Origin of the sequence: Duganella vulcania, from assembly GCF_009857655.1 — a bacterium.
Classification (GTDB): Bacteria; Pseudomonadota; Gammaproteobacteria; order Burkholderiales; family Burkholderiaceae_D; genus Rugamonas; species Rugamonas vulcania.
In genome coordinates this window covers 56648-83254 of record NZ_WWCX01000014.1, presented here as the reverse complement: position 1 = coordinate 83254, position 26607 = coordinate 56648, and the positions used below count along the sequence as shown (strand labels likewise).

Here is a 26607-nt window from a genome sequence, read left to right as displayed (position 1 = left end):
TTGTAGACGATAGCCTGCCCGTATGGTGCATTCGGGGCGACAAATCGGCCCTCAAAATGGCGGTAAAAGCGCCGCCACGCGCGGGAAATCAGGCTTCACGGCGCATAGACGTTGCACCATGGCAGCTTTTGGCGTGTCGATGACGCCGTCCTCGAAGGCCACCACGCGCAAGCCGTGGTTGCGGGCCCAGTCCAGCAACTCGCCGGCCTGCAGCAAAAAGGCCGGATTCGAGGGCTTGCCGAACTGCGCGTTGCCATCCGCGAAGGTTTCGTAGATCAATACGCCATTCGGCGCCAGGCTGGCCAGCATGCCGGCAATTAGCGGCCGATGCAGGTAGTTTGTGACCACGATACCGGCAAATCGATCCGGACCAAAAGGCCAGGTCGCGCCCGCCTCTTCCAGGTCGATGGCGGTGGTGGTGATTTCAGGCCCTGCCGCGGCGGCCAGCGCCTCGGGATCGCGGTCCACCGCCACCACGGCGTGGCCCAGCGAGGCCAGGTGGCGCGCGTGGCGTCCGCTGCCGCAGGCGAGGTCCAGCACTTCGCCACCGGGGATCAGCGGGGCATAGCGCTGCACCCACGGGGAGATCAAGTCGCTCATGAGTACGCCAGCCCCATGGCTTCGCGCACGTCGCGCATGGTTTCCAGCGCCATCTTGCGGGCCGCGTCGTTGCCGTCGGCGACGATGGCGCGCACCAGCGACGGGTCGTCCAGATACTGCTGGGCGCGCTCGTGCATGGGCTCCTGTTCCTTGACGATGGCGTCGATGACCGGCTGTTTGCATTCGATGCAGCCGATGCCGGCGGATTTACATCCTTTTACCACCCATTCCTGGGTCGCGTTGTCGGAGTACACCTGGTGGAACTGCCAGACCGGGCAACGGGCCGGGTCGCCGGCGTCGGTGCGGCGCACGCGGGCCGGATCGGTCGGCATGGTGCGGATCTTCTTTTCCACGGTGGCCTTGTCCTCGCGCAAGGCGATGGAATTGCCGTAACTCTTGGACATCTTGCGGCCGTCCAGGCCCGGCAGGCGCGAGGCGGCCGTCAGGCGGGCCTGCGGCTCGACCAGGATCAGCTTGCGGCTGCCTTCCAGGTAGCCGAACAGGCGCTCGCGGTCGCCCATCGACAGGCTCTGGGCGTCGTCCAGCATGGCCTTGGCCTGCTCCAGCGCCTCTTCCTTGCCGTCCTGCTGGTATTCGGTGCGCAGTTCGTTGTAGAGCTTGGCGCGCTTGCTGCCCAGCTTCTTGACGGCGTCCTGCGCCTTTTCCTCGAAGCCTTTTTCCTTGCCGTACAGGTGGTTAAAGCGCCGCGCGATTTCGCGCATCATCTCGATATGCGGCACCTGGTCGTCGCCCACCGGCACCTGGCTGGCGCGGTAGATCAGCACGTCCGCCGCCTGCAGCAGCGGGTAGCCGAGGAAGCCGTAGGTGGCCAGATCCTTGCTGGACAGGTTCTCGATCTGGTCCTTGTAGGTCGGCACGCGCTCGAGCCAGCCCAGCGGCGTGGCCATCGACAGCAGCAGGTGGAGCTCGGCGTGCTCGGGCACGCGGGACTGGATGAACAGCGTGGACTGCGATGGGTCGACGCCGGCGGCCAGCCAGTCGACCAGCATTTCCCAGGTGCTGCGTTCAATGATGGACGGGTCGTCGTAGTGCGTGGTCAGCGCGTGCCAGTCGGCCACGAAGAACAGGCAGGGCAGCTCGGTCTGCATCTTGATCCAGTTTTTCAAGGCGCCGTGGTAATGGCCCAGGTGCATGGCCCCTGTCGGGCGCATGCCGGATACAACACGATCGGGATACATAGTCGCTCAGCTCAGAAGGAAAATAAGGGGGTACAACAGCACATGAAACATGCTCTGCAAAATGTGCATACCGCCGATCAGGAAGCCGGTCAGCAGGCCGAATTGCATCATCAGGATCAGGCCGATGAATACGTACATGCCATAGCGCTCGATTTGCGCGTACTTGCGCGCCAGCGGCAGCGGCAGGATGCCGGTGACGATGCGGCCGCCATCCAGCGGCGGCAGGGGTATCAGGTTAAAGACGCACATGGCGGAGTTGACGCCGATGCCAGCCTTGCTCATCTCGATGAAGAAGTCGTCCTGAGGGATGCCCAGCGCATAGGTCAACACCACCCACAGCGCCATCCAGCCCAGGCCCATGGCGAAGTTGGCAGCCGGGCCGGCCGCCGCCACCAGGGCCATTTGCTTTTTCGGATTGCGCAGGCGGCCGTAGTCGACCGGCACCGGCTTGGCGTAGCCGAGCGCGGGCAGGTGCAGCAGGCTCAGGATCAGCGGCAGGATCACCGTGCCGAACGGGTCGATGTGGCGCAGCGGATTGAGACTCAGGCGGCCTTCGTTGGCTGCGGTGGGGTCGCCAAAATAACGGGCGACGTATCCGTGTGCGGCTTCATGCAGGGAAATTGCAAAAAGAACAGGGATCAGGTAGACCGCAATGGTCTGGATAATACTATCGGTTTCGTTCATGGGGGGATTTTACCAGAGGCCGGAGCGTGCTCTTGCTGCGCCGTCGAGGGCCGGCGCGCTTGCCCAGTTAAAAGCCTGACATTGACAGCCCAGGCTTAGGCCGGGCTTACAGGCCGAACATGGCCGCGTCGCCCCTGCCCTGGCGCACCAGCTCGGCGCCCGGACCGCTGAGGTCGATCACCGTGGTCGGCTCCAGGCTGCAGGCGCCGCCGTCGATGACCAGCTCGATCTGCTTGCCCAGCCGCTCGCAGATGGCGTCGGCGTCGTTCAGCGCGTCCTCCTCGCCCGGCATGATCAGCGTGGTGCCCAGCAGCGGCTGATGCAGCTCTTCCAGCAGCGCGTGGACGATGGCGTCCTCCGGCACGCGCAGGCCGATGGTCTTGCGCGACGGATGGCTGAGCCGGCGCGGCACGCACTTGGTCGCTTCCAGGATGAAGGTGAACGGGCCCGGCGTGGCCGCCTTGAGCAGGCGGAACTGGCGGTTGTCGACCCGCGCGTACACACCGATCTCGCTCAGGTCGCGGCACAGCAGCGTCAGGTGGTGTTTTTCATCGATGCCGCGAATGCGCCGCAGGCGCTCGACCGCCGCCTTGTCGTCCAGATGGCAGACCAGGGCGTAACAGGAATCCGTCGGCACGGCGACGATGCCGCCGTCGTGCACGATCTGCGCCGCCTGCTTGATCAGGCGCGGCTGCGGATTGACGGGATGGACCTGGAAAAATTGACTCATATGGGCGCTGCCGGTGCATGGTCCCGGCCGCTGTTAATCACGGTTAAGATTGTACGCTACGCAAGGCCGCAATACGCTGCTCGAAAGGTGGATGGGTGGAAAACAACGCGGTCCAGCCACCGGCTGCGGTGATGCCGCTTGCCGCGATCGACTGCGGCAAGGCGCCCGGCTCCATGCCGTTCAGGCGGGCCAGCGCGTGCTGCATCGGCACGCTGCTGCCCAGCAGCTTGGCGGAACCGGCGTCGGCGCGGAACTCGCGCTGGCGCGAGAACCAGGCCACGATCAGCGAGGCGGCCAGGCCGAAGATGATCTCGCACACAAACACCGTGACCATGTAGCCGATGCCGGGGCCGCGCCGTTCGCTGTCGTTATTCTTCAGCAGTACGTTGTCGACGAAGAAGCCCACCACCCGCGCCAGGAACACCACGAAGGTGTTGACCACGCCCTGGATCAGGGTCATGGTCACCATGTCGCCGTTGGCGACGTGGGCGACTTCGTGGCCCAGCACGGCTTCCACCTCGTCGCGGTTCATGTTCGCCAGCAGGCCGGTCGAGACCGCCACCAGCGCCGAATTCTTGAAGGCGCCGGTGGCGAAGGCGTTCGGCTCGCCGTCGTAGACCGCCACTTCCGGCATGGCGATGCCGGCGCGCTCGGACAGCGCCTTGACGGTGTTGACCAGCCACAGCTCGGTCGAGGACGACGGCGTCTCGATCACGCGGGCGCCGGTCGACCACTTGGCCATCGGCTTGCTGATCAACAGGGAAAAGATCGCGCCGGTAAAGCCGACCACCAGCGAGAACGCCAGCAGGCTGCCCAGTTGCAGCGTGTTGCCCGACCCCGGACGGCCGATGCCCAGCAGCGACAGGACGATGGACAGCACCAGCATCACGGCGAGGTTGGTGGCGATAAACAGGACGATGCGTTTCATTGGAGGACTCCGTTACGGACAGCAGTATGTCCAAACATTAAGGTGTGACCGTGCGAATTCAAGATACAAGCTCTTGCAACGCGCCGGTAATCGGCGCGGTAAATTACCGATCAGAACCAGTCGTGCCAGACCGGGGTAACATTGGCCGGCAGCGGCGGCAGCAGCGCGAAGTCGACGCGGGACTCGCCCGGCGCGTGAAAATCGGTCCCGCGCGAGGCCAGGAAGCCGTAGCTGTTGGCCAGCTGCGCGTAGACCGGGTATTGCTCCGGCGTGTGGCTGCCGGTGACCACCTCGATCGCCGCGCCGCCGAGCTGCTTGAACTCGTCGAACAATTGCCCCTGCGCCAGCTGGCTGAACTTGTAGCGGCCCGGATGGGCGATCACGGCGATGCCGCCGGCGCCGCGTATCCAGTTGACCGAATCGGCCAGCGTGGCCCAGCAATGCGCCACGTAGCCCGGCTTGCCTTCGGACAGGTATTTCTTGAACACCTCGGGGATATTGGCGCACACGCCGATTTCCACCAGGTAGCGCGCAAAGTGCGTGCGCGACATCAGGTCGGGATTGCCCACGTACTTGAGCGCCCCCTCGTAGGCGCCCTCGATGCCGACCTTGGCCAGCTGGTTGGCGATCTCGCGGCCACGGTTGTCGCGGCCGGAGCGGGTGCAGGCCAGGCCATTGACCAGGCCGGCATTGTTCTCATCGATCTGCAGGCCGACGATGTGCACGGTTTCGTTGGCCCAGGTGATCGAAATCTCGACCCCGGTCACGAAACGCATGCCCTGCTCCTGCGCGGCGGCGCGGGCGGCGGGGATGCCGCCCACTTCGTCGTGGTCGGTCAGCGCCCACACCTCCACGCCCGCCTTGCGCGCGTGCCGCGCCACGGCGGCCGGCGCGAGGACGCCGTCGGAAACGTTGGAATGGCAGTGCAGATCGACTTTCAACATATGGCTCAATATTTACGGCAATGAAGACTTCATTGTACGCTGCCTGGGCAAAGTCCATCCATGGCTGTATCAAGACCCGCGCCGCGCACGCGCGCACCGCGCGCCAGCAGCTCGGCGAAGCGCACCGGATCGATGTTCGAGCCGCACACCAGCACGCCCACGCGCTTGCCCGCCAGCCGCTCGCGCAGCGGCCCGAACAGCGCGGCGGTCGCCACGGCAGCGGCCGGTTCCGCCACCAGCTTGGCGTCGCGGAACAGGTTCAGCATCGCCAGGCAGATCTCGTCGTCCGTCACCCGCACCACCTCGTCGACGAAGCGGCGGCACACGCCGAAGCTGTAGGGCATCGCGTACGGCGCGCCCAGGCTGTCGGCCACGGTATCGACCCGCTCCAGCGCTTCCGGCTGGCCCGAGGCGAAGCTGCGGTACAGCGCGTCGGCGCCGAACGGCTCCGCGCCGTACACCGCGCAGGCCGGGTTGATCTGCTTGACGGCGGCGGCGATGCCCGCGCACAGGCCGCCTCCGCCCACCGGCACCACCACCGCGTCCAGTTGCGGCACCTGCGCCATCAACTCCAGGCCGACCGTCGCCGTGCCTTGCGCGGTCAGCGGCCCTTCGTAGGGATGCAGCATGGTGCGCATTTCGTCGCGCTCGATCTCGCGGCCGCGCGCGAAAGCCTGGTGTACGTCGGGCATCAGCAGCACTTCGGCGCCCAACTCGCGGCAGGCGGCGATGCGGGCCGGGCTGGCGTGCCGCGGCATCACCACCTTGGCGCCGCACCCGGCCAGCCGGGCGGCGTAGGCTGCGGCGATCGCATGGTTACCGGCGCTGACGGCGACGATGCCGCGCCGCCGCGCCGCCTCGTCCAGCGCTTCGATGCAATTGAGGGCGCCGCGCAGCTTGAAGGTACCGGTCTTCTGGAACAGTTCCAGCTTGAGCCAGACCTCGCCGCCGGCGAACTGTTCTTCGGCCACGCCGGTCTGCCAGCGCCACACCGGCGTTTCAAGGATCTTGCCATGCAGGCGGCGGGCGGTATCGCGGACTTCGGCCAGCGAGGGATAGGATGGTGTCATGGTGCAGCTCCATAAAATATTCGAGGGAATGCGGCATGGCCGCGTGGAGTCTGGGGGCGCCGAGCACCGGCGCAGCCGCAGCTCAGCGACCCTGAATAATTCGAATAATGGAGACGGCGGACAGGTTCCGACCGGCCAACGCGGCGGCACCAGCGTCGGTAGCGACGTGGCGGCGGGTTGGCTGGATGGTCGGATGGGAGTTCATGCGTTCAATCATGCCAAAACCGCAAAGGCTTGGCAAGCTTTTCGTGTCAGCGCCGCAGGAAAGCCTCGATCAGGTGGGCCAGTTCCTCCGGCTGGTCGTGATGCAGCATGTGTCCCGCATCGGCCAGCACCTTGCACTCAACGTCGCGCAAATAGCCGAGGCGGCGCACCAGCTCGGCACGCCCTTCCTGCTCGCCGCCCATCCAGGTCCACATATTGGTCTGGTCCGCCTCCACCCACAGCACCGGCGCGCTGATCGCACTCCAGCACGCCATGATGTCCTCGACGTGGTAAGGCAGCGGGCCCGGCTGCTTATGGGCGGGATCTCCCAGGATCTCCCACTCGCCTGCATCGTTCTGCGCCGACCAGTGCTGCGCCAGGAAGGCGGCGCGCTCGTCGCTGAGGCGCGGATTGGTCTTTTGCAGCCGCGCCGCGACGGCGGCCTGCGTCGGATAGTTGCGCAGTTCCGGCTGCTCCAGCAGCGCGTCCATCCACTTGGCGTAGCGGCCGGGCGCCTGCTCCGGCTTGCTCGAGCGCAGGCCGCCGCCTTCCAGGTTGATCAGCTTGCGGATGCGCTCCGGCCGCGCGCCGGCGTAGATGCCGACCACGTTGCCGCCCATGCTGTGGCCCAGCAGGTTGACCGCCTCCTCCGGCGAATAGTGGCGCAGGATGGCGTCCAGGTCGGCCAGGTAGTCGGGGAACCAGTAGGTGTCGGTGCCGCAGCGCTGCGACAGGCCGAAGCCGCGCCAGTCCGGGGCGATCACGTGCCAGTCGCCCTGCAGGGCGTCCACCACGAACTGGAACGAGGCGCCCACGTCCATCCAGCCGTGCAGCATGAAGATCTTGGGCGCGCCCTCCCGCCCCCAGTGGCGCACGTGGCAGCGCAGGCCGCGGATGGTCAGGAACTCGGAACGGGACGAAGTGAAGGTCATGGTGGTCCTTGAAATTGCGTGAGCCGCCGCAATATCGGTTGCTTGCTGGCGATGAAGTAAAATAATAGCACGACCGTTCGATAGCCGCTCAAGCGTAAAATAGCGCCATCCCACCGCTCATCAGCGCTGTATTCAGCACTCAACCTGAGGTTTCCAATGTCTATATATCAACTGGGCGACCATGCGCCCGAGATCGATGCATCGTCATTTGTTGCCGACACTGCCACAGTGATCGGCAAAGTCAGCCTGCGCGCCAACACGTCGGTGTGGTTCGGTGCGACGCTGCGCGGCGATAACGAACGCATCACCATCGGCGAAAACAGCAATGTCCAGGAAGGCACCGTCATGCACACCGACATGGGCTATCCGCTCACGGTGGGCAAGAATGTCACCATCGGCCACCAGGCCATGCTGCACGGCTGCACCATCGGCGACGGCGCCCTGATCGGCATCCAGGCCGTGATCCTCAACGGCGCCAGGATCGGCAAGGGCTGCCTGGTCGGCGCCGGCGCGCTGGTCACCGAGGGCAAGGAATTCCCGGACAACTCGCTGATCATCGGCTCGCCGGCCAAGGCCGTGCGCACGCTGACCGACGAGGACGCCGCGCGCCTGCTCGCCAGCGCCGACAGCTACGTCAAGCGCGGCCAACTGTTCAAGACGCAACTCAAAAAGATTGGATAACACATGAGCATTACCCCCATCATCGGCCAGGACACCCTGCAGAAATTCATCTTCGACAACGCCGCCGTGCGTGGCGAGTTCATCGATATTTCCGCCACCTGGCGCGAGGTGCTGTCGCGCCACGCCTACCCTGCCCCGGTCAAGAAACTGCTGGGCGAGATGGTGGCGGCCGCAGCGCTGCTGTCCGCCAACCTGAAGTTCAACGGCTCGATCATCATGCAGATCCATGGCGACGGTCCGGTGCGCCTGTTGGTGGTCGAGTGCGACGCCGACCTGCATCTGCGCGCCACCGCCAAGATCGATCCCGAAGCGGTGATCGCGGACGACGCCAAGCTGCCGGCGCTGCTGAACGCGCACGGCAAGGGCCGCTTCATCATCACGCTCGATCCGGCCGACAAGATGCCGGGCCAGCAGCCGTACCAGGGCATCGTGCCGCTGGATGGCGACGATGTCGGCACCGTCATTGAAAACTATATGCTGCGTTCGGAACAGCTGGACACCAAGCTGTGGCTGGCGGCGGACGACAACGTCTCGCGCGGCCTGCTGCTGCAGAAGCTGCCCTACAACGGCGGCAAGACCGAAGCGGCGCCGCTGACCGAGGACGAAGCGCTGGAAACCTGGAACCGCGCCGTGATCCTCGGCTCGACCTTGAAGGAAGAGGAACTGCTGTCGACCACCATCGACGTGCTGATGCAGCGCCTGTTCTGGGAAGAGACCATCCGCGTGTTCGACCCGCTGCATCCGGCCTTCCACTGCACCTGCACGCGCGAGAAGGTCGGCAACATGCTGAAGATGCTGGGCCGCGCCGAGGTCGACAGCGTGCTGGAAGAGCAAGGCCACGTCGGCGTCAACTGCGACTTCTGCGGCCAGCGCTACGACTATGACAAGGTCGACTGCGCGCAGCTGTTCGCCAGCGACGCGCCGGTCGAAGCGCTGATACCGGCGGGTGAAGTCAAGCACTAAGCCACCGTCTGCATCATAAAAAAACGCGCCCGACGTTCAAGTCCGGCGCGTTTTTTTTGCGACCTAGTCGTCGTGCAGATTGATGTCGGCCCGCTCGTTCTCGCTCTTGCCCAGCCAGCGCCGGTGCAGCATGCGCTCCAGCGGATGGCCGACCAGGAACAGCAGCAGCACCAGCACCAGGCCGATGCCGGCGATCCGCCACGCCCCCATGCCGCAGACGATGCCGATGCCCGCCGTCATCCAGATCGAGGCGGCCGTGGTCAGCCCCTTCACCTTGGAAGACTGGTTGTTGAGCACGATGACGCCGGCGCCAAGAAAACCGATGCCCGTCACCACGCCCTGAATCGCGCGGCTCAGCGCATCGTGGCTGTAGGCGCCATCGAGCGGGGCGAACTCCATGCCGGCCATCGTCACCAGCGCCGCGCCCATCGCGACCAGGCCCAGCGTGTTCATGCCGGTGGGCTTGCCGTGCAGATTGCGTTCGATGCCGATGATGCAGCCGAACAGCAGCGCGATCACGAGGCGGCCCGCGATATCCCAGTAATCAATCATCTTTTGCTTCCACAGGGTTAATCAGGGACGTGAGCACATGGTCGGCCCAGCGTCCGTTTATCTTCAGGTACTTTCTGGCCAGGCCCTCGCGCTCGAAACCCAGCCGGCGCAGCAGCTTCTCGCTGCTGGTGTTGGAGGGCTGGTGGTTGGCCATGATGCGATGCAGGCCGTACACTTCAAACATGTGCGCAATCGCCGCCGTCAGAGCCTCGTGCATCAGGCCCTTGCCCGTGTGCCGGCTGTCCAGCGAGAAGCCAAGGTGGCACGCCTGGAACGGTCCCCGGACGATATTGGTGAAGGCGCACTCGCCGACCACTTCATCGCTATCGGGAAATTGCAGCAGCCAGAACAGCGCCGATTCTTCCTCGGCCAGCCGTTCCATCCGGCCGAGCTGTTCCTCAACCGCCTGCAAGGTGTAGAACTGCCCGGTGCGCTTGGGCTCCCATGGTTCAAGATGGGCGCGGTTCCGTTCGCGATATGCGAGAAGCCTGGCGCTGTCGGCAGCGCCAGGGGGCTTGAGCAGCAGGCGGCCGGTAGTCATCTCCGCGACCTGGATCGGCGAAGTCATGCAGGCACCAACCCGCTACGGCAGAGGCCGTGTCCGAATGCCAGACTTGACCCCATCATAGTTTTGCGCAACGGGTTTCCATGACGTCGATCTTGCCCAGCGTTTGCGTCGAGGTGGCGCTGCGCACCAGGTCGACCCGCTCCACGCATGAGCCGCGCAGCAGGCGCTCCTGGTTGCGGGTGCAGATCGTTACCGTGCCGGCCATGCTGGTGTTGCAGTAGAAGCCTTCAGCACGCATGCGCACCAGCGCCTGCTCGAGCGGCATGCCCGGCTGTACCGTCTGCGTGATGAAGTTGCCCAGCCCCGCTTGATTCACCGTGTAGCAACCGCCCAGTGGCAGGGCCAGCGCCAGCATCCAAAGTTTGCGCATCGCGATCCTCTCGTTATTTCCAGCCAGCAGTGTAGCGCACGGCGTCATCACCCGGTAACACTCGGTGCCTATCATGCGCAAAGTTTACATTTCCTCCAACTGGTATCCAAGGCTGATCATGAACAAGAAATTATCCGCAGTGTGCTTCGCCGCGCTGAGCTTCCCTATGCTGGCGATGGCCGCCAATGTCGCCGCCGCCGTTGCCGACATGGCCGCCGATGCGCCCGCCGCAGCCGCCGGACACGCCACGGAAGCCGAGGCGGCCGCTGCCGCGCCAGTCGCCACGATTGAAATCGCCACCCGCAAGACCCGCTCCTCGGTCGCGCTGACCAAGGGCGATATGCAGAAGATCCTGCCCGGGATTAATCCCCTGAAGGCGCTGGAGACCCTGCCGGGCGTGAGCTTCCAGACCGCCGACCCTTGGGGCAACAATGAACAAAACCTGTCGCTGTTCGTGCACGGCTTCAGCGGCCAGCAACTGGGCTACACCATGGACGGCGTGCCGCTCGGCGACCAGCAGTACGGCAACTACAACGGCCTGTCGCCACAGCGTGCCGTCATCAGCGAGAACGTGGGCAGCGTGATCCTGTCGTCCGGCGCCGGCGACCTGTCGACCGCGTCCACCAGCAACCTGGGCGGCACCATCGAGACCTACTCCAGCGATCCGCAGCGCAGCCGCAACCTGGCCGTGCAGCAGACCGTCGGCAGCCACAGCACCTCGCGCACCTTCCTGCGCTACGACACGGGCGACTTCGGCAACGGCAACAGCGCCTACATCTCGGCCATCCACCACGAGCAGAAGGCCTGGGACTTCAACGGCCGCCAGGGCGGCGACCAGATCAACGCCAAGTACATCAACCAGGGCAACGCCGGCAAGCTGACGCTGTACTTCAACTATTCGGACAAGATCGAGCCGAACGAAGACGCCACCGTGCGCTCGGCCAGCGAGAAGTTCCAGCCCTACACCCGTCCGTTCACCTACCCGGACTTCAAGGCCGCGCTGGCCTACCTGTCGCCGGCCGGCGCCACGCCTGCGGCCGAGGGCAACAACTACCGCAACTATTACAGCGACGCCCAGCGCAAGGACTACCTGACCTACGCCAAGTACGACCTGAACCTCAACGAGTCGACCACCTGGTCCAACCAGATCTACTACCACAACGACGACGGCGTCGGCGTGGTGGCCGGCCCGATCGGCGTGGCCGGCCTGCCCGGCCTGTTCGCGGTCTACTTCCCCGGCCAGAACCTCAAGCAGGTGTTCGGCAACTCCGGCTACGCCACCCGCACCACCGAATACGCGATCAACCGCAATGGCTGGCTGTCGACGCTGACCAGCGAGTTCGGCAACCACAAGCTGCAAGGCGGCCTGTGGCTGGAACATAACCGCTCGTCGGCCTACCGCCGCTGGTACGCGCTGGACGTCAACAACCCGAGCTCGCCATACGACCGTCCAAGCAATCCGCTGATCACGCAGTACGGCAGCGAGATCGACAACAAGGTCGCCCAGCTCCACCTGCAGGACGAGTGGCGCGTGCGCAGCGACCTGGCGGTGCAGGCCGGCTTCAAGTCCAGCCTGCAATTTGCCGACGGCCAGTTCCCGGTGCAGCCGGCCAAGGGCGCCATCGCCAACGGTTCGCTGGCGCTGCCGGTGGGCGAGATCATCACCAAGAAATGGTTCCTGCCGCAGCTGGGCGCGCGCTGGGACATCACGCCGCAGGACCAGATGTTCGTCAACGTGCAGAAGAACATGCGCCAGTTCGTCACCTACGGCGGTGGCGGCGCCTCGCCGTGGAGCCTGGCGAGCCAGGCCGCGTTCGACCTGTTCAAGAGCAGCGCCAAGCCCGAGACCTCGATCACCTACGAACTGGGCCTGCGCACCAGCCACCAGCTGGACCTCGGTCCACTGAAGGCCATCGACGGCCAGGTCAACATCTACCACGTGGACTTCAAGGACCGCCTGCTGACCATCAGCCCGACGCCGGTGATCACCTCCATCATCGGCGGCAATCCGGTGCTGGCCAACGTCGGCGGCGTCAAGACCGACGGCATCGACATTTCCGGCACGCTGCACTTCGGCCGCATGTTCTCGTTCTACGACGCGCTGTCGTTCAACCGCTCGACCTATTCGGACAACTACAACAACGGCAAGGACGTGGTGCCGACCTCCGGCAAGTCGGTGCCGGGCAGCCCTGAGTGGATGAACAAGTTCGTCGCCACGATGACCGTGGCCGACACCGAGTTCCAGCTGATCGGCGACTACGTCGGCAAGCGCTACGCCACCTACACCAACGACCTGGACGTGCCGAGCTACTTCCTGATGAGCCTGGGCGTGTCGGGCAAGCTGCCGATGTTGAACAACAGCTGGATCAAGAACGCGCGCTATCGCCTCAACGTCAGCAACCTGGCCAACCGCGAAGGCAGCCTGAACGTGGTGGTCGGCGCGGCCAGCGGAACGTACAATACCTATCCGATCGCACCACGCCAGGGCTTCCTGACTTTGATGGCTGACTTCTGATGAGCAATCTTTATCTGCCCAAGCGCCTGTCCCGGCGCGGCTTTATCCAGACCGCCGCTGCCGCCACGGCCTCGGCGCTGATCCTGCCCGGCCCGGTGCTGGCGGCCGCCACGCCCGACCTGTCCGGCCTGCCGGGCGTCGGCCCGGTCGGCGCCGGTCCGAAGACGCCGCTGGTGTTCGGCCACCGCGGCGCCAGCGCGCTGCGGCCCGAGCACACGCTGGGCTCGTACGCCAAGGCCATCGCCGACGGCGCCGACTACATCGAGCCGGACCTGTGCAGCACCAAGGACGGCGTGCTGGTGGCGCGCCACGAAGCCTTCCTCAGCGAGACCACCGACGTCGCCAACCATCCCGAGTTCGCCAGCCGCAAGACGCGCAAGACCATCGACGGCGAAACCCACGAAGGCTGGTTCGTCGACGACTTCACGCTGGCCGAGCTGAAGACGCTGCGCGCGGTGGAGCGCCTGCCGCAATACCGCCAGGCCAGCGCGCAGTACAACGGCATGTTCCAGGTGCTGACGTTCGAGGAGATCATCGACTTCACGGCGGCCGAGGCGGCCGCGCGCGGGCGCATCATCGGCCTGGTGCCGGAGCTCAAGCACTCGACCTATTTCGCCAGCGTCGGCCTGCCGCTGGAGGACCGCTTCCTGTCCATCCTGGCCGCGCACGACTACACGCGCCGCAACCCGGTCGAGATCCAATCGTTCGAAGTGGCCAACCTGAAGTACATGCGCGGCAAGCTGGGCCAGCGCGCCAACCTGCGCCTGATGCAGCTGGTGATCGGCGAAAACGTGCGGCCGATGGACGTGGCCAAGGCCGGCGGCACGCTGACCTTCGCGCAGATGTGCACGCCGGCCGGCCTGCGCGACATCGCGCAGTACGCCGACGTGGTGGCGCCGCCGACGCGCTCGCTGATTCCGCTGAAGAAGGATGGCAGCCTGGACCAGCCGAGTTCGCTGGTGGATGACGCGCACAAGGCGGGCCTGCGGGTGGAGCCGTGGACCTTCCGTCCGGAGAACCATTTCCTGGCGGCGGACTTCCGCAACAGCGCCGGCGACGCCGCGCGCAACGAGGCCGGCTCGATCGCTGAAATCAAGCGCTACATCGCCACCGGCATGGACGGCTTCTTCACCGACGACCCGGCGCTGGGCCGGGCTGCGCTGGCCTAGCGTCCTTGCCGCGCAAGCGGGCATCCATACGCAGTGTGCATGCCACGCATGCTGTCGCGGGACTACCGCTTATGTATGGATTCCCGCCTGCGCGGGAATGACAGCCAGCGGCAGCACGACGGTGGCCAGCAGGCCGCCGCCCTGCGCGTCGCTCAGCGCGATGCTTCCGCCATGGCTGGCCGCCGCCGAAGCGGCGATCGCCAGGCCCAGTCCGCTGCCGCTCTTGGTCTGCTGCGGATCGCGGAAGAAGCGGTCGAACACGCGCTCGCGCAACTCGGGCGCGATGCCCGGCCCCTGGTCCTCCACCGTCAGCACCGCCCTCCCCGCCACACCGGCCAGGCCGACCCGCACCACGCCATGCGGCGGGCTGTACTTGATGGCGTTCTCCACCAGATTGTCCACCAGCGACACCAGGCTCTCGCGCTGCCCCATGATGCGCACCGGCTCGGTCGCGGCCAGTTCCAGCTCCACGCCGTTGCGCGAGGCCAGCCCCGACAGCGCCGCCAGCCGGTCCTGCAGCAAGGCGTCCAGCGCCAGCGGCGCGTGCGGCTCGCTGCTGGTGGCGTCGCTGCGCATCAGTTGCAGCAGCTGGCCCACCAGCCGCCCGGCGCGGTTGCCGCTGCTGAGGATGCCGTTCAACAGCTCGCGTTGCACCGGCCCGTTGGCCTGTCCCTGCAAGGCCTCGGCGTTGACGCGCATGGCCGCCAGCGGCGTACGCAGCTCGTGCGCGGCGTCGGCGATGAAGCTGCGTTCGCGCAGCGCGCTCTGGCTCACCCGCAGCAGCAAGGCGTTGACGCTGTCGACCATCGCCGCCAGCTCGCGGTGCGGCGGCCGGAAGGTCAGCGGCGTCAGGTCCTGCGGGCCGCGCGCGGCCACCTCCTGCGCCACCCGCCGCCACGGCCGCATGGCGAGCCGGATCGACCACCACGCCGGCAAGGGCAGCAACGGCAGGCTGATCACCAGCGGCAGCAGGAAGTAGCCGCGTGAGTTGATTGTCAAGAACACTTTCAGGAAGCCTACCGGCCCCGCCATCATCACCTGCGTATCGCTGGTGGGCGAGCGCACGGTGCGCGCGCGGTAGCGCTTGTCGCGGATGTACAGGGTTTCCATGCCGTTGACGGCGCCGGCGCGCAGGTCCGGCGGGGCGCCTTTCGAGTGGTAGACCAGCCGCCCGCCCTGCCACACCAGCAGGATCGGCCCGAGCTCACCGAGATCGCTGGTCTCGAAATCGTCGCGCAGCGCGCTGTCGATGACGATCAGGCTCTGCCGCAGGCGCGCGGGCTGGTCGGCCAGGTTGTCGGCCACGCTGATGACCGCTTCGAAGTTCCTGGCCGAGTTCAGGTAACCGGAACTGTCGCCGCCGTTGTGGACGATGATGGCGATCACGCCGCCCCACATCACCAACACCAGCGCCACCTGCACCAGCATCAGCCGCCGCGCCAGGGTCGGCTCGGCGACTTCGCGCCACAGGCGCCGCAGCCAGCTCACGCGGCACCGCCCGGCGCTTGCAGGTCGATCACGTAGCCGATGCCGCGCACGGTGCGGATGTAGCCTTCGCCGATCTTGCGGCGCAGGTTGGCCATGTGGACGTCCAGCGTGTTGCTGGCGTTGGTCTGGCTGCCGGGCAGGGTCTGCTCCTCCAGCACGCGCCGGGTCAGCACGCGGTCGGTACGCATCAGCAGCATCTTGAGCAGCGCATATTCGCTGGCCGTCAGCTCCACCGTGCGGCCGGCCACGCTGACGCGGCGGGTCGGCGCGTGCAGCACCAGGCCGCGCACCTCGATGGTCTCGCCGTCGAAGCCGTAGCTGCGCCGCGCCAGCGCCCGTACCCGCGACAGCAGCTCGGCCAGCACGAAGGGCTTGACCAGGTAGTCGTCGGCGCCGCCGTCCAGGCCGGACAGGCGGTCGTCCAGCGTGTCGCGCGCGCTGAGGATCAGCACCGGCAGGCCGCCGCTGTCGCCCGGCACCTTGTTGCGGCGCAGCTGGCCCAGCAGGGTCAGGCCGTCGCCGTCGGGCAGGCCCAGGTCGAGCAACACCAGGTCGCAGCCGTCGCGCGCCAGGCTGCGCGTGGCGTCGTCCAGGGTGCGCACCCACACCACCTCCATGCCCTGTTCCGACAGCGCGATGCGCACGCCATTGCCCAGGTCGAGGTCGTCTTCTATCAACAGGATTTTCATGAGCGATATTAGACCATTCCAATCTGAAGATGAGCTAAAGATGCCGTCTTCATGTTTTCTTCATCAAAGGCTCAGATTGCCTTCATGGCAGTTATCCATACTGCATGCAGTTGACCGGGCCATTGGGGCGCCGGTCCTCCTACTGAACGGAATAGACCATGAATTTACGCCTGATCTCCATCGCGGCTTGCCTGCTGCTCCCTTCCCTGGCCCTGGCGGCCGACGATAGCCAGTTCACCCTCGGCGGTGGCGTGGCGGCCGGTGCGCGCTACTCGGGATCGAAGCAGAACACCGTGGCGCCGGTGGTGCTGCTGGACTACAGCCACGCCAGCGGCTTCTTCGCCAGCACCCTGCGCGGCATCGGCTACGGCGGCCAGCAAGGCCCGCTGACCTATAGCGCGGCACTGGGCTATCGGGGCGAGCGCAAGGAAAAGAACGAGAAGGGCATCTTCGGCAACACCGGCAGCGCGGAACTGAAAGGCATGGGCGACGTCAAGGGCAGCGCCACCGCCAACCTGAGCCTGGGCTACAAGCCGCTGTCCATGCTGGAGTTCAACGTCGGCGCGGAGCTCCCGCTGTCGCAGCGCGAGAACGGCAAGACCTACCGCGCCGGTGTGACGGCCCAGCTGCTCGACGCGCCCAACGACCAGGTTTCGCTGGGCGCGACGGTGGGCTTTGCCGACAACAAATATGCGCAGACCTATTACGGCGTCACGGCCCAGCAGGCGGCCGCGTCGCAGTTCAAGGCCTACCAGGCCAAGTCCGGCCTGTACGAGGCGGGCCTGATGCTGACCTGGCAGCACAAGATCGACCAGAAATGGGGCGTGACCGCGATGCTGGGCGCCAACCACCTGCTGCGCGACGCGTCGCGCAGCCCCCTCACCCAGCGCAAGACCAGCCCCACCGGCGCGGTCTACGTCAGCTACGCCTACTGAGCCTGGCGGCGCCGGTCGGCCGGCGCGGCGGCGTGGGTTTGCGCCGTGTCGGCTTCAAGCAGCAGGGTCTGGATATCGCGGTAGATCAGCTCCGGCTGCAGGAAGGCCGGACTGTAGATCTCGCGCACCCGTCCCCGCTGGTCGAACAGGAACAGCTTGACCTGGTGGTAGTACAGGCGCGTCGGCCTGCCCTGCTTGTCGAGCTGGACCGAGGTGCTTTGTCCCAACTCATCGAGGATGGGCTGCAAGCGTTCCACCGAGCGCGATGTCAGGAAATGCCAGCGCAGCGACTGGCTGGGCTGCGCCAGCGCGCCGCCATAGTTCTTCATGGCCTCGGGCGTATCGTTGACCGGGTCGAACGACATGCTGACCAGGCGCACGCGGTGCGCCAGCGCGGGTGCGTTGAGCAGCCGTTCGCGCAAGGCGTTCAACGTGGAGAACAGCGCCGGACAAGCGGTCGCGTCGGTGCAATACGTGTACATGAAGCTGAGCAGCGTGACGCGGCCGGTGGTGTAGCGTTCCAGCGGCATGTCGCGGCCGTCGCTGTCGAGCACCATGCCGCGCGGGCCGGGCTGTATGACAGGCAGGCGGTAACTGCCCGCCGCCGGCACGATCAGCCGCGCCGGCGCCGGCTGTGGCGCAGCGCCTGCTATCGGCACGTTCTCCGTTCCGCTCAACAGCAGGAACACGAGCAGGACCGGCAGCAGCGGCCAGCGGTCAGTGCAATGACGCCACATTGGGAGCCGGCTTCGCGCTGAACTTCATGTGGTGCGGACGGCCCAGTTTCTCCTTGTAGAAGTCGATCTTCCATTGTTCGCTCAGCTCGTGGCCGTCCCAGGTGTAGAGCTTGATGAAGTGGTCGTCGTTGCCCAGGTCCCAGTGTTCCAGCAGGCTGGTGGTGATGTACAGGCGCTTGCCGTCCCAGCTCTGGCTGATCATGTTGACGTGCTTGCCCGTGACCTTTTCATAGACCTGGCGCGGCGCCTCCGGATTGCTCAGGTCGAACAGCCGCGTCTTGCCGTCCATGAAGGTGTTGACCCACAGGCCCTTGCCGTCGGCCCGGATCGACATGTCGACCGGCAGCGGCGTGCTGGCCGGGTCGCCGATCGGTCCGACGTCGCGCGCCTGCCAGCGGCCGTTGGCGTCAGGCCGGACCAGCCACAGCCTGGAGGTCAGCGCGGTGGCCGTGATCGCCCAGTTGTCGCCGGGAGACTGCGACCAGCGCACCTCCAGCGGCGCGCCCGGCGTGCTGAATATCTGCAGCGGCTGCATGGCCTTGAAATCCCACAGCACCATGGTGTTGCCGAATTTTTGCATGGCCGCCGGATCCTTGATCAGCTTGTCCAGGTCGGTGCGGTAGTTGTCGTAGCCGGTGAAGCTGGAGGTGAGCATGGCGTTGCGGGCGGGATTGATCGCCACGTCGTAGCCATAGCCGTCACCCTGCACGTCGCCGATCTTGCCGGTCGGGTTGGGATAGCTGGCCACCACGTCGCCCTTGTTGTTGTACACCGCGATGCCGGTGGCGCCGCCCTTGTCGCGCGGGTTGGACAGGAAGCCGACCAGCATCCGGCCCGGCAGCGCGTAGAAGGTGTGCGGGCCGACAAAGCCGGTCTTGGCGGCCACGTTGTCGATGGTCTTGACCAGCTTGGGATGGGCCGGATCGGTGCCGACATCGAACACGAAGATCTTGCTGTCCTCCAGGCGCCCGGCCCACAGGTATTTGCGGTCCTCGGTGAAGCCGAAGTGGTGCGCGTCGCCGTGCCCTTGCACCGACAGCGCGTGGATCACCTTGCCGTACTTGGGCGAGGCCGGATTGACGTCGATGGTGACGAGCTTGTCCCGGCCGTCGCCGATGCCCTTGATGCCCAGCGTCCAGACATGGACATAGTCTTCCTGGCCCTTGATCAGGTTGGCCATGTAGGGAGAATTGCAGGTCTCGTCGGCGCCGGCCGGACAGGCCAGCAACACCGACAAGCACAAACTTGCGACAGGCAGAAATTTCATTTCGCGCTCCGTGCGTATTTGTCAATCTATACAATTTGGCATCGATAGCTTGAAAAATCAACCGATACTTTTCACGCGAACGAAAAACAACAGGCGGCCTTAACTCTGCAAATTAATGCACCGGACTGCTGTGGACCACCACCAATTGCCACTGCCCGTCGTCCGCCTGCCGCCAGATGCGGGTGAAGCGCAGCAGGGCTTCGAAATTCTGCCCGCCATACGAGCCGTCGAGCTTGACGCAGATCGACGTCATCGGCAGCGCGGCGTTGCCCAGCACTTGCAGTTCGACCGTCTCGACGCTGCGGAAACGCATCGTGCCGGACCGGTGCAGCTCCAGGTCCTGCGCCTTGCTGACGATATGGCCCATGTGGTTGGTGAACAGCAGGTCATCGGCCAGGATCCGGTCCAGTTCCTGCACGTCCGAGGCCTGCATCGCCAGCCGCAAGCGCTCCTCGGCGGCGGGGATTTCCAGGTGGCGCTTCAGCGCGGCCAGCACGTCGGGGAAGTCGCCCACCACCATCGGGCCGAACTCGGCTTCCTGCGGCCCCGTGATCTCGGTGCTGTAGCTGATGCGGCTGCCGCCGGACGGCAAGGCTTCGATGCGGTGGAACACCAGCACGCGGTTGTCGTCGATGACGGTTTCGTCGGTGAACTCTTCATTCTCGCGCACGGCCCGCAAGGTGCTGACGAAGGTGTCGCCGCCCGGCACCTGCATCGTGAAACGCGTGCCTTCGGCGAAGGGGCCGTGCAGCTCGATGTTAACGATGCCGGCGTTCCAGCGCTTCCAGCCGGCGACGTCCGCAAACTTTGCCCACACCTCCGCCGGCGAGGCGCTGGTTTCTATGCTCGATACATGGGTCCACATGGAGCTCTCCCTTTTCAATAAGGGCCCCAGCATAGCGAAACATTGATATTAAAGCAATCAGCGGCGCGCTATGGTATCGGGCTTGGGCAGCGCGGCCGTCATGTCGACCCAGCTTTGCGGCTGCGGCTTGTTCCGCTCACGCACGCCGAAGAAACTCACCACCAGCTCGCCGTTCTTGTCGAAGAATTCCACCGACGTCACGCCGGCGCGCTTGATGACGTAGCCGCTGTTGAAGGCGTTGTCGCGCAGGTGCAGGTTGAAGTCCGGGTCCAGCACATTGAACCAGCCGCCCGCCTCCTGCACCTTGCCGACCTTGCCGCTATAGATCTGGATGGTCGACTCGTTGCCGAGGAAGGCCATGATGTCCAGTTTTTGTTTAGCCGATTCCTCCAGCAGCTGGCGCACAGCCAGCGGCGTGATGCGCTGCACGGCGCCGGCCGGGGCCAGCCGCATCGCCTGCTCGCGCGACACGCCGAACTCGGTCAGCAGGCGGTTGAACTGGTGCACGTCGCTCAGCTCGTTCCAGGCCAGCTGCAATTCCTTGACGTCGATGGCGCTGTCCGGTTTCTCGGCGGTCTTGGCCGGCATGGCCGCCACCTTCAGTTCGGCGCTTTGCACGGGGTTGCGGAACTCGGCCACCAGTTTGTCGAACACCGGCACGCCGGCATCGCTCTTCACGTAGATCTTGTGGGCGGCGTTGCCGTGCGTGTCGAAGAATTGCAGGCTGCGCGTGAGCGCGCCATCCTTGCCCGGCTGGACCACGGCGAACGCATACTTCCAGTTCTTGAAAGTGAAACGCAGGTCGATCTCGCCGCCGAGGTAGCCGCCGGCGATGTTGCGCAGGCGGGCTTCGCGTTCCTTTTCCTTGTCGGCGTCGAGCCCGGTGATTTCTTCCTGCGGCTTCAGGCGCGTGGCGACGCCGGTGCGTTCCAGCACGCCGTTGTCGTTGCGGGTCAGCGCCAGCACGGTGCCCAGGTCCAGCGCGCGGCGCATGATTTCGCGCGGCACGTTCTCGCCTTCCTTCAGGCGGGTGACGGTCTTGCCGATGCCGGTGGCCAGCAGCTCGGCTTCGGAGACATTGAGCGTTTTGGCGGCGTCGCGCAGTTGCAACCTGGGTTGTTCGGCGCGCAGCGCGTCGTAGCGCTCGGACAGGCTGGCGGCGTGGGCCGGCAGATTGGCCAGCATCAGGGCGCCGGTCAGCGCCAAGGCAAAACGGTGATGAGCTTTCATATGAACTCCTTAGTAGATCACTTTGAGGTTGACCGCGTAGTTGCGGCCCGGACGGACATAGCGTTCGATATCGGCCAGGGTCGCGGCGGTGGTGCCGGCCGGCAGGCTGCGCGCCGAGGCGTAGTCCCAGTACTTCTTGTCGCCGAGGTTGTAGATGCCGGCGTTGAGCACGGCATGCTTGCCGATGTTCCAGTAGGCGGTGACATCCATCACCGTCGAACCTGGCACGGCGAAGCGCGCGGCGCTGGTGTCGGAGATCACATCGTCGGCCGCCTTCTTGCCGCGCACGGTGCTGACCACGAAGGCCGCGCCGCCGCGCAAGGCCGGATCGTCATAAGCAAAGGTCGCGTTGGCCTTGTAGGGCTGGATCGACGGCAGGTCGGCCTGCTTGCCGGTCAGGCGGTTCTCCGCCGTGCCCTGCGAGATGCCGCCGGCCAGCGCCACGCTGTAGCCCTTCATTGCCTCGGCCCACTGGCCCAGCAGGAAGCGGCTGCTGACTTCGATGCCCTTGGTGTTGGCCTTGCCGACGTTCTCCGGACGATACAGGCCGAAGGTGATGGTCGGATAGTTGACCGGGTCCAGCGGCTGCGCGGCGTATTCGATCAGGTTGCTGTAGCGGGTGTAGAACGCCGACGCGCTCAGTTCCACGCCGTTGGCCGGCGCGCCCTTCACGCCGATTTCAAACGCGTTGCTGGTTTCCTTTTGCAGGTTCGGATTGCCCAGGACGGCGTAGGCGTTGCCGGTCGCCGTGTAGCTGAACGAATCGTAGGTGCCGGTGCGTTCGGCCGCCGTGGGCAAGCGCGTGCCCCGGCTGTACTGCGCGTACGTGCTGAAGCCGGGCGCCAGTTCGACCGACAGGTTCAGGCTGGGCGCGAGGAAGGAATCGGTCTCCTCGCGGATTTCCTTCGCCGCGCTGGGCACGGCGATCAGGTAGGCCGCCAGGTTCTTCGGCGTCAGCTTGCGGCGTTCGGCGCGCAGGCCCGGCGTCAGCGTGGCCTGGTGGCCCAGCAGCGTGAAGCCGAACTCGCCGCGCAGGTAGGCGGCCAGCTTGTCGGTGTCCATGTCGGCCATGCGGTTCTTCATGGTGACCTGGTGCGCGCCGGTCTTGATCACCGTGCGGTCCTCCAGCCATGGACGGCGCGACTCCTGCTGCTCGTAGCTGACGCCGTAGCTCAGCATGGTCTGCGGATCGAGCTGTTTGGTCGCGTCCAGCGCCAGGCCCTTGCTGTTGTTGTAGAAGCCGGTCGAGATGTTGCGCAGGTAGGGCTGGCCGCCGGTGATGTAGCTGGCGCGGGTCTGGTCCACCACCGACGCGTTCTGCGTGTAGGCGCGGGTGTCCAGCGTGTCGAACAGCAGGCCGGCGCCCGGCGTGTAATGGTGTTCGATGCTGTAGCGGGTGCGCTCGGTGCGCGCATCCTGCGTCGCGCCTTCCGGGTAGGACGCGGCCAGCTTGTTGGCGAACACCAGGTCGTGCTGGGCCTTGTAATTGTCGACGGTGAAGTTGAGCTTCTGGTCGCGCGTCAGCGTCCAGTTCAGCTTGGCCAGCACGGCGTCGGAGCTCCAGTCGTCCGGGTTCTGCGGCGTGCCGCCCTTGCTCTTGCCTTGCTCGCCGTCGCGGTGCACGCCGACGATCAGGCCTTGCAGATCATCGCTGAGCTGGGCGGCGGCAGTCACCGCATGCATGCGCTGCGCGTGGTCGGAGGTGTAGCCGAACTTGTAGTCGGCGTAGAGCTTGCGGGTGGTCAGGTACTCTTCCGGCGTCTTGGTGATGAACGAGACCGCGCCGCCGATGCCCGGCGTGCCGGCGCCGGCTGGACTGGTGCCGGAGCCGATGCGCACTTCGCGGAAGGTTTCGGGATCGAAGTAGTCGCGGCCGATGCCGAAGGCGTTGGTGGAGTTGGCGTCCGGCTTGGGCGCGGCGTCGGGCAGCGCGATGCCGTCCAGTTGCAGGCTGACGCGGTTGCCTTCGGCGCCACGGATGTTGATACCGGTATTGCCGGCGCCATCCCAGATATTGCCGGAGCCGCTGGCGGCGGACGGCACGCTGACCAGCGGCGAATAGCGGGCGATGTTGGCCAGGTCGATGGCGTTGTTCTTGCCGATCTGCTCGGCGTCGATGACGGTGGTGGCGCCGTTGCGGGTGTTGCCGCTGTCGTCGCGTTTGGCCTTGACCAGGATCTCGCCCAGCGCGGGTGTGGCGGGCGCGTCGGCGGCGTGGGCCGGCAACAGCGAGGTGAGCACCGCCAGCGTGACGGCATGAAGAGTGAAAGGCGCGGCCGTATGCCGGGCGCCCGAAGTGGTAGCGGCCATAGAGTTCCAGGAGTGGGGTGACGGCTGGCTCTCGGACCTACGGCGATTGCTGGCAAAACCGCATCTTAACAATAATGATTCTCATTTACAAGTCTATGAGAGTAATTATTTTTCTTGCATCGAATTGTTCTTCGCTTAGCTTGATAAAGCTCAAGGGCCTTGCGCGAGGCGCCCGCAGAATACCGCTTCCAGCCAATTCCCCCCGGAAAATTCATCCCCAGCTCAAACAGGAGGTCCACGATGGCCAATGGCAAGATTGTTCAACTCGGATCGTATGCGGCGTCGAAGCAGAAAAATTCCATCTCCGGGCTTTCGTCCGGCGCCTTCATGACCGTGCAGCTGCACCTGGCGCGCTCGGCCAGTTTCGCGGGGGCCGGCATCATTGCCGGCGGGCCGTTCCGCTGCGCCGAGACCTACCAGGCCGGCGGCATGGTGACGCCGCAGGATTCCCGCATCGAGAACTCGCTGTACATCTGCATGAACCCGCTGATACCGGCCACCAGCCCGGATGCGCAGCGGCTGGTGAACATGGCGCGCGACACGGCCCAGGCCGGCCTGATCGACGACGTCGCCAACCTGGCCGACGACCGGCTCTACATCTTCACCGGCAGCGAGGACGATGTGGTGTATTCCGACGTGGTGCTGCGCACCCGCGAGTTCTACGAGATGCTGGGCGTGAAGCGTGAGAACATCGCCTATCACGACAACATCCCCGCCGGCCACAGCATCATCACCGACAACCCGGAAGACTCGGCGCTGGCGACCAACCAGCCGCCGTACATCAACAACGGCGGCTTCATGCAATCGCACGACATCCTGCGCCACATCTACGGCCCGCTGAAGCCACCCGCCGAGCAGCTCACCGGCCAGCTGCAGTGTTTCGACCAGACCGAATTCTTGGGCGACGACGCGCCGTGGGCCAGCATGAGCAAGTTCGGCTACGCCTACATTCCGTCGAGGGTGCTGGCGGGCGAAGTGGCCGAGCCGCGCGTGCACATCGCCCTGCACGGCTGCAAGCAGGGCTACAACTACACCGACTACGTCAACGGCCGCGCGGACATCGCCAACCAGCCACCGTACGGCAACCGCTACTTCACCACCACCGGCTACAACCACATCGCCGAGAGCAACGACATCATCGTGCTGTATCCGCAGGCCGAAGGCACGGACAACGGCGAGATCCAGAACCCGGACGGCTGCTGGGACTGGTGGGGATACAGCACCCGGTACGCCGAGTCGCCCTACTATTCGCGCGAGGCGGTGCAGATCAAGGCCATCCACAAAATGCTGGACCGACTTTGCGCCTGAGCGCGCATTCATGGAGAACGTAATGAACAAATTTCCCGCCACTGTCAGCTTGAATCCGATCCAGAACGAGAACGTCGTGGCCGAATCCGCCGCGTTTGCCACCGGCACGGTAGCGCCACTGGCGCACGCGATGACCGCGCAAAGGCTGATCCAGAAGGACACCAGCCACCTGATGAACAATGGCGCCCTGTCGATGGCGCTGGCGGCGCGCCTGTGGGATCCGTCGGTGTGGAGCGAGTTGACGCAGATGCAGGCGGCCATAGCGCAGCGGCTGCAGCTGCAGAACCAGAACTGGCGCAAGGGCTTTGCCATCCTGGCCGAGGACTACGCGCAGCTACGGCAAGCCAACACCATGTCCAAGCTGCTGGAGAAGCAGGGTAACCTGATCTCGCAATCGGCCGACCTGATGACCAGCCAGGCCACCGACTTCGTGGCGCTGCTGGAAAACATCGACGTCGACTTCGGCTATTGGGCCAGCCAGAAACTATAGGGCGGTCAACCCGCCAGGTAGTTGTTTTTGACGCGCACGTAGTGCTCCGCCGAGTACTTCAGGTAGGCGATCTCCTCGGCGGTGAGCGCCCTCACCTTCTGCGCCGGGCGGCCAACGTACAGGTGGCCGCTCTCCAGCACCTTGCCCGGCGGGACCAGGCTGCCGGCGCCGACCATCACGCGGTCCTGCACGACGACGTCGTCCATGACGATGGTGCCCATGCCGATCAGGCATTCGTTGCCGATGGTGCAGCCGTGCAGCAGCACCGAGTGGCCGATGGTGACGTAGTCGCCGATGATCAGCGGCGAGCCCTCGGGCTTGCCAGGGTGCTTGTGCGAGACGTGGCACATCGCGAAGTCCTGCACGTTGCTGCACTCGCCGACAACGATGCGGTTGACGTCGCCGCGCAGCACGGTGTTGCACCAGATCGAGCTGTCGCGGCCGACGCGCACGTCGCCGATCACTTGCGCGGAAGCGTGCAGGTAGATGTTCTCGCCGAAGTAGGGGCTGGTGTTGAGGTAGCTGGAGATAGGCATGGTTTCGTGGTATCGGTAGTTAAGCGATGTAAGTGCTGTCGCCATGCGGCGCGGCGCGGAAGGCCGGCAGCGCTTCCGCCTGGCGCGAGAACTCGGCTTGCAGCGGATAGCGCGACGCGTCCACCACTTGCGGCAGCATCTGCTGCATGAAGTGCCAGGTCACGGCGGTCATCACGCCGGCGTGGTCCAGCGCCGCCACCGACAACGGATGCGCGCGCAGCTCGGCCTCCAGCGCGTCGAACGCCGCCAGCAGCTGCACGGTCACACGCTCGGCCCACGGCTGGTGCGCGGTCGGGCGCACCATGCCCTCATACACCAGCTGCACGCCCTTGTCGCAGGCGGCCAGCGCCAGCCCCAGCACGCGCAGCGAGCGCAGCAGCTCGGTCGGCATCGACGGCGTCAGGCGGCTGGACGGCATCGCCAGCGCTTCCGCGTATTGCACGATCAGCGTCGAATCCATCAGCACGGTGCCGTCGTCGGCCAGGAAGGTCGGCGCCTTGACCACCGGGTTGATCTGGCGGAATTGATCGAAGGTGCTGAACACCGACAGCGACTGGTGCTCGAAGGGCACGCCCATCAGTTGCAAGGTCACCGCCACGCGGCGGACATAGGGCGAGTCAAGCATGCCGATCAGTTTCATATT

At 65.5% G+C, this 26607-nt stretch carries 27 protein-coding genes; 7 read left to right on the top strand and 20 right to left on the bottom strand.

Going from position 1 to position 26607, the window contains the following annotated elements; translation table 11 throughout:
* Positions 1-51: 51 nt before the first annotated feature.
* The 8 genes from GTP90_RS11545 to GTP90_RS11510 all read right to left on the bottom strand — a co-directional run bounded on the left by GTP90_RS11545 (position 52) and on the right by GTP90_RS11510 (position 7291).
* On the bottom strand, positions 52-600 hold the full coding sequence (locus tag GTP90_RS11545) for a class I SAM-dependent methyltransferase (RefSeq protein WP_161083659.1): 549 nt from the start codon (positions 598-600) through the stop codon (positions 52-54).
* Positions 597-1799: a tryptophan--tRNA ligase gene (locus GTP90_RS11540; protein ID WP_161083658.1), complete on the bottom strand. Its 1203-nt coding sequence runs from the start codon at positions 1797-1799 to the stop codon at positions 597-599. The genes GTP90_RS11545 and GTP90_RS11540 overlap by 4 nt, the downstream gene beginning before the upstream one ends.
* Positions 1800-1805: 6 nt before the next feature.
* Positions 1806-2483, bottom strand: coding sequence for a site-2 protease family protein (locus tag GTP90_RS11535; protein WP_161083657.1), 678 nt, complete (start codon positions 2481-2483; stop codon positions 1806-1808).
* Between the two features lie 106 nt (positions 2484-2589).
* Positions 2590-3213: an L-threonylcarbamoyladenylate synthase gene (locus tag GTP90_RS11530; protein WP_161083656.1), complete on the bottom strand. Its 624-nt coding sequence runs from the start codon at positions 3211-3213 to the stop codon at positions 2590-2592.
* Positions 3214-3256: 43 nt separating this feature from the next.
* Positions 3257-4141 carry a protease HtpX gene (htpX, locus tag GTP90_RS11525; RefSeq protein ID WP_161083655.1) on the bottom strand — a complete coding sequence of 295 codons (885 nt, stop codon included), beginning with the start codon at positions 4139-4141 and terminating at the stop codon, positions 3257-3259.
* Positions 4142-4251: 110 nt separating this feature from the next.
* The gene (locus tag GTP90_RS11520) at positions 4252-5085 is read right to left on the bottom strand and encodes a 3',5'-nucleoside bisphosphate phosphatase (protein ID WP_161083654.1); all 834 of its coding nucleotides are present in this window, start codon (positions 5083-5085) and stop codon (positions 4252-4254) included.
* Between the two features lie 29 nt (positions 5086-5114).
* On the bottom strand, positions 5115-6155 hold the full coding sequence (locus GTP90_RS11515; RefSeq protein ID WP_161083653.1) for a threonine ammonia-lyase: 1041 nt from the start codon (positions 6153-6155) through the stop codon (positions 5115-5117).
* Positions 6156-6406: 251 nt separating this feature from the next.
* Complete coding sequence (locus tag GTP90_RS11510) at positions 6407-7291, bottom strand: alpha/beta fold hydrolase (RefSeq protein WP_161083652.1); 885 nt, start codon at positions 7289-7291, stop codon at positions 6407-6409.
* Positions 7292-7447: 156 nt separating this feature from the next.
* Here GTP90_RS11510 and GTP90_RS11505 point away from each other — a divergent pair, with 156 nt between their 5' ends.
* Together GTP90_RS11505 and hslO are read left to right on the top strand one after the other, a co-directional pair.
* Positions 7448-7972, top strand: coding sequence for a gamma carbonic anhydrase family protein (locus GTP90_RS11505; RefSeq protein ID WP_161083651.1), 525 nt, complete (start codon positions 7448-7450; stop codon positions 7970-7972).
* A 3-nt stretch (positions 7973-7975) separates the two neighbouring features.
* Positions 7976-8935, top strand: coding sequence for an Hsp33 family molecular chaperone HslO (gene hslO, locus GTP90_RS11500; RefSeq protein WP_161083650.1), 960 nt, complete (start codon positions 7976-7978; stop codon positions 8933-8935).
* 63 nt (positions 8936-8998) lie between these two features.
* Here the strand turns inward: hslO and GTP90_RS11495 are convergent, their stop codons facing one another.
* The 3 genes from GTP90_RS11495 to GTP90_RS11485 are packed head-to-tail and all read right to left on the bottom strand — an operon-like array spanning position 8999 to position 10425.
* Entirely contained in the window at positions 8999-9487 is a 489-nt protein-coding gene (locus tag GTP90_RS11495) for an MgtC/SapB family protein (protein ID WP_161083649.1), read from the bottom strand.
* Positions 9480-10055 carry a GNAT family N-acetyltransferase gene (locus GTP90_RS11490; RefSeq protein WP_161083648.1) on the bottom strand — a complete coding sequence of 192 codons (576 nt, stop codon included), beginning with the start codon at positions 10053-10055 and terminating at the stop codon, positions 9480-9482. The genes GTP90_RS11495 and GTP90_RS11490 overlap by 8 nt, the downstream gene beginning before the upstream one ends.
* Before the next feature lie 55 nt (positions 10056-10110).
* The gene (locus tag GTP90_RS11485) at positions 10111-10425 is read right to left on the bottom strand and encodes a hypothetical protein (protein WP_161083647.1); all 315 of its coding nucleotides are present in this window, start codon (positions 10423-10425) and stop codon (positions 10111-10113) included.
* Positions 10426-10498: 73 nt separating this feature from the next.
* Here GTP90_RS11485 and GTP90_RS11480 point away from each other — a divergent pair, with 73 nt between their 5' ends.
* Both GTP90_RS11480 and GTP90_RS11475 read left to right on the top strand, forming a co-directional pair.
* Complete coding sequence (locus GTP90_RS11480) at positions 10499-12940, top strand: TonB-dependent receptor (RefSeq protein WP_254451827.1); 2442 nt, start codon at positions 10499-10501, stop codon at positions 12938-12940.
* On the top strand, positions 12940-14109 hold the full coding sequence (locus tag GTP90_RS11475) for a glycerophosphodiester phosphodiesterase (protein WP_161083646.1): 1170 nt from the start codon (positions 12940-12942) through the stop codon (positions 14107-14109). The genes GTP90_RS11480 and GTP90_RS11475 overlap by 1 nt, the downstream gene beginning before the upstream one ends.
* Before the next feature lie 69 nt (positions 14110-14178).
* On the opposite strand, the gene GTP90_RS11470 is transcribed toward GTP90_RS11475, so the two are convergent.
* Positions 14179-15597, bottom strand: coding sequence for an ATP-binding protein (locus GTP90_RS11470; protein ID WP_371875044.1), 1419 nt, complete (start codon positions 15595-15597; stop codon positions 14179-14181).
* Positions 15594-16286: a response regulator gene (locus GTP90_RS11465; protein WP_161083645.1), complete on the bottom strand. Its 693-nt coding sequence runs from the start codon at positions 16284-16286 to the stop codon at positions 15594-15596. The genes GTP90_RS11470 and GTP90_RS11465 overlap by 4 nt, the downstream gene beginning before the upstream one ends.
* 158 nt (positions 16287-16444) lie before the next feature.
* Between GTP90_RS11465 and GTP90_RS11460 the strand changes: the two genes are divergently transcribed.
* On the top strand, positions 16445-17221 hold the full coding sequence (locus GTP90_RS11460) for a MipA/OmpV family protein (RefSeq protein ID WP_161083644.1): 777 nt from the start codon (positions 16445-16447) through the stop codon (positions 17219-17221).
* Here GTP90_RS11460 and GTP90_RS11455 read toward each other — a convergent pair.
* The 5 genes from GTP90_RS11455 to GTP90_RS11435 form a co-directional block, all read right to left on the bottom strand.
* Positions 17215-17958, bottom strand: a complete 744-nt coding sequence (locus GTP90_RS11455) for an SCO family protein (RefSeq protein WP_161083643.1) — start codon at positions 17956-17958, stop codon at positions 17215-17217. The two genes, GTP90_RS11460 and GTP90_RS11455, sit on opposite strands and share 7 nt — an antisense overlap.
* On the bottom strand, positions 17939-19225 hold the full coding sequence (gene mtoX / locus GTP90_RS11450) for a methanethiol oxidase (RefSeq protein ID WP_161083642.1): 1287 nt from the start codon (positions 19223-19225) through the stop codon (positions 17939-17941). The genes GTP90_RS11455 and mtoX overlap by 20 nt, the downstream gene beginning before the upstream one ends.
* A 112-nt stretch (positions 19226-19337) precedes the next feature.
* Positions 19338-20090: a DUF4440 domain-containing protein gene (locus GTP90_RS11445; RefSeq protein WP_161083641.1), complete on the bottom strand. Its 753-nt coding sequence runs from the start codon at positions 20088-20090 to the stop codon at positions 19338-19340.
* A 57-nt stretch (positions 20091-20147) separates the two neighbouring features.
* The gene (locus GTP90_RS11440) at positions 20148-21320 is read right to left on the bottom strand and encodes a hemin-degrading factor (RefSeq protein WP_161083640.1); all 1173 of its coding nucleotides are present in this window, start codon (positions 21318-21320) and stop codon (positions 20148-20150) included.
* A gap of 9 nt (positions 21321-21329) precedes the next feature.
* Positions 21330-23630 (bottom strand): TonB-dependent receptor domain-containing protein, encoded by a 2301-nt coding sequence (locus GTP90_RS11435; protein ID WP_161083639.1) that lies wholly within the window; start codon positions 23628-23630, stop codon positions 21330-21332.
* 240 nt (positions 23631-23870) lie between these two features.
* Between GTP90_RS11435 and GTP90_RS11430 the strand changes: the two genes are divergently transcribed.
* Together GTP90_RS11430 and GTP90_RS11425 are read left to right on the top strand one after the other, a co-directional pair.
* Positions 23871-24938 carry an extracellular catalytic domain type 2 short-chain-length polyhydroxyalkanoate depolymerase gene (locus tag GTP90_RS11430; RefSeq protein WP_161083638.1) on the top strand — a complete coding sequence of 356 codons (1068 nt, stop codon included), beginning with the start codon at positions 23871-23873 and terminating at the stop codon, positions 24936-24938.
* Between the two features lie 22 nt (positions 24939-24960).
* Positions 24961-25428, top strand: coding sequence for a hypothetical protein (locus GTP90_RS11425; RefSeq protein ID WP_161083637.1), 468 nt, complete (start codon positions 24961-24963; stop codon positions 25426-25428).
* Between the two features lie 5 nt (positions 25429-25433).
* On the opposite strand, the gene GTP90_RS11420 is transcribed toward GTP90_RS11425, so the two are convergent.
* Positions 25434-25964, bottom strand: a complete 531-nt coding sequence (locus GTP90_RS11420) for a gamma carbonic anhydrase family protein (protein WP_161083636.1) — start codon at positions 25962-25964, stop codon at positions 25434-25436.
* 19 nt (positions 25965-25983) lie between these two features.
* The gene (locus GTP90_RS11415) at positions 25984-26604 is read right to left on the bottom strand and encodes a glutathione S-transferase family protein (RefSeq protein ID WP_161083635.1); all 621 of its coding nucleotides are present in this window, start codon (positions 26602-26604) and stop codon (positions 25984-25986) included.
* Positions 26605-26607: the final 3 nt, after the last annotated feature.

Bases quoted from the DNA above. Each gene is read 5' to 3' on its own strand.
- GTP90_RS11490 (WP_161083648.1), bottom strand. From the start codon at position 10,055: ATGACTTCGCCGATCCAGGTCGCGGAGATGACTACCGGCCGCCTGCTG.
- GTP90_RS11530 (WP_161083656.1), bottom strand. From the start codon at position 3,213: ATGAGTCAATTTTTCCAGGTCCATCCCGTCAATCCGCAGCCGCGCCTG.
- GTP90_RS11475 (WP_161083646.1), top strand. From the start codon at position 12,940: ATGAGCAATCTTTATCTGCCCAAGCGCCTGTCCCGGCGCGGCTTTATC.
- GTP90_RS11495 (WP_161083649.1), bottom strand. From the start codon at position 9,487: ATGATTGATTACTGGGATATCGCGGGCCGCCTCGTGATCGCGCTGCTG.
- mtoX (WP_161083642.1), bottom strand. From the start codon at position 19,225: ATGAAATTTCTGCCTGTCGCAAGTTTGTGCTTGTCGGTGTTGCTGGCC.
- GTP90_RS11425 (WP_161083637.1), top strand. From the start codon at position 24,961: ATGAACAAATTTCCCGCCACTGTCAGCTTGAATCCGATCCAGAACGAG.
- GTP90_RS11435 (WP_161083639.1), bottom strand. From the start codon at position 23,630: ATGGCCGCTACCACTTCGGGCGCCCGGCATACGGCCGCGCCTTTCACT.
- GTP90_RS11540 (WP_161083658.1), bottom strand. From the start codon at position 1,799: ATGTATCCCGATCGTGTTGTATCCGGCATGCGCCCGACAGGGGCCATG.
- GTP90_RS11440 (WP_161083640.1), bottom strand. From the start codon at position 21,320: ATGAAAGCTCATCACCGTTTTGCCTTGGCGCTGACCGGCGCCCTGATG.
- GTP90_RS11510 (WP_161083652.1), bottom strand. From the start codon at position 7,291: ATGACCTTCACTTCGTCCCGTTCCGAGTTCCTGACCATCCGCGGCCTG.
- GTP90_RS11515 (WP_161083653.1), bottom strand. From the start codon at position 6,155: ATGACACCATCCTATCCCTCGCTGGCCGAAGTCCGCGATACCGCCCGC.
- GTP90_RS11420 (WP_161083636.1), bottom strand. From the start codon at position 25,964: ATGCCTATCTCCAGCTACCTCAACACCAGCCCCTACTTCGGCGAGAAC.
- GTP90_RS11455 (WP_161083643.1), bottom strand. From the start codon at position 17,958: ATGTGGCGTCATTGCACTGACCGCTGGCCGCTGCTGCCGGTCCTGCTC.
- hslO (WP_161083650.1), top strand. From the start codon at position 7,976: ATGAGCATTACCCCCATCATCGGCCAGGACACCCTGCAGAAATTCATC.
- GTP90_RS11545 (WP_161083659.1), bottom strand. From the start codon at position 600: ATGAGCGACTTGATCTCCCCGTGGGTGCAGCGCTATGCCCCGCTGATC.
- GTP90_RS11535 (WP_161083657.1), bottom strand. From the start codon at position 2,483: ATGAACGAAACCGATAGTATTATCCAGACCATTGCGGTCTACCTGATC.
- GTP90_RS11485 (WP_161083647.1), bottom strand. From the start codon at position 10,425: ATGCGCAAACTTTGGATGCTGGCGCTGGCCCTGCCACTGGGCGGTTGC.
- GTP90_RS11415 (WP_161083635.1), bottom strand. From the start codon at position 26,604: ATGAAACTGATCGGCATGCTTGACTCGCCCTATGTCCGCCGCGTGGCG.
- GTP90_RS11460 (WP_161083644.1), top strand. From the start codon at position 16,445: ATGAATTTACGCCTGATCTCCATCGCGGCTTGCCTGCTGCTCCCTTCC.
- GTP90_RS11520 (WP_161083654.1), bottom strand. From the start codon at position 5,085: ATGTTGAAAGTCGATCTGCACTGCCATTCCAACGTTTCCGACGGCGTC.
- htpX (WP_161083655.1), bottom strand. From the start codon at position 4,141: ATGAAACGCATCGTCCTGTTTATCGCCACCAACCTCGCCGTGATGCTG.
- GTP90_RS11465 (WP_161083645.1), bottom strand. From the start codon at position 16,286: ATGAAAATCCTGTTGATAGAAGACGACCTCGACCTGGGCAATGGCGTG.
- GTP90_RS11430 (WP_161083638.1), top strand. From the start codon at position 23,871: ATGGCCAATGGCAAGATTGTTCAACTCGGATCGTATGCGGCGTCGAAG.
- GTP90_RS11480 (WP_254451827.1), top strand. From the start codon at position 10,499: ATGCGCAAAGTTTACATTTCCTCCAACTGGTATCCAAGGCTGATCATG.
- GTP90_RS11445 (WP_161083641.1), bottom strand. From the start codon at position 20,090: ATGTGGACCCATGTATCGAGCATAGAAACCAGCGCCTCGCCGGCGGAG.
- GTP90_RS11505 (WP_161083651.1), top strand. From the start codon at position 7,448: ATGTCTATATATCAACTGGGCGACCATGCGCCCGAGATCGATGCATCG.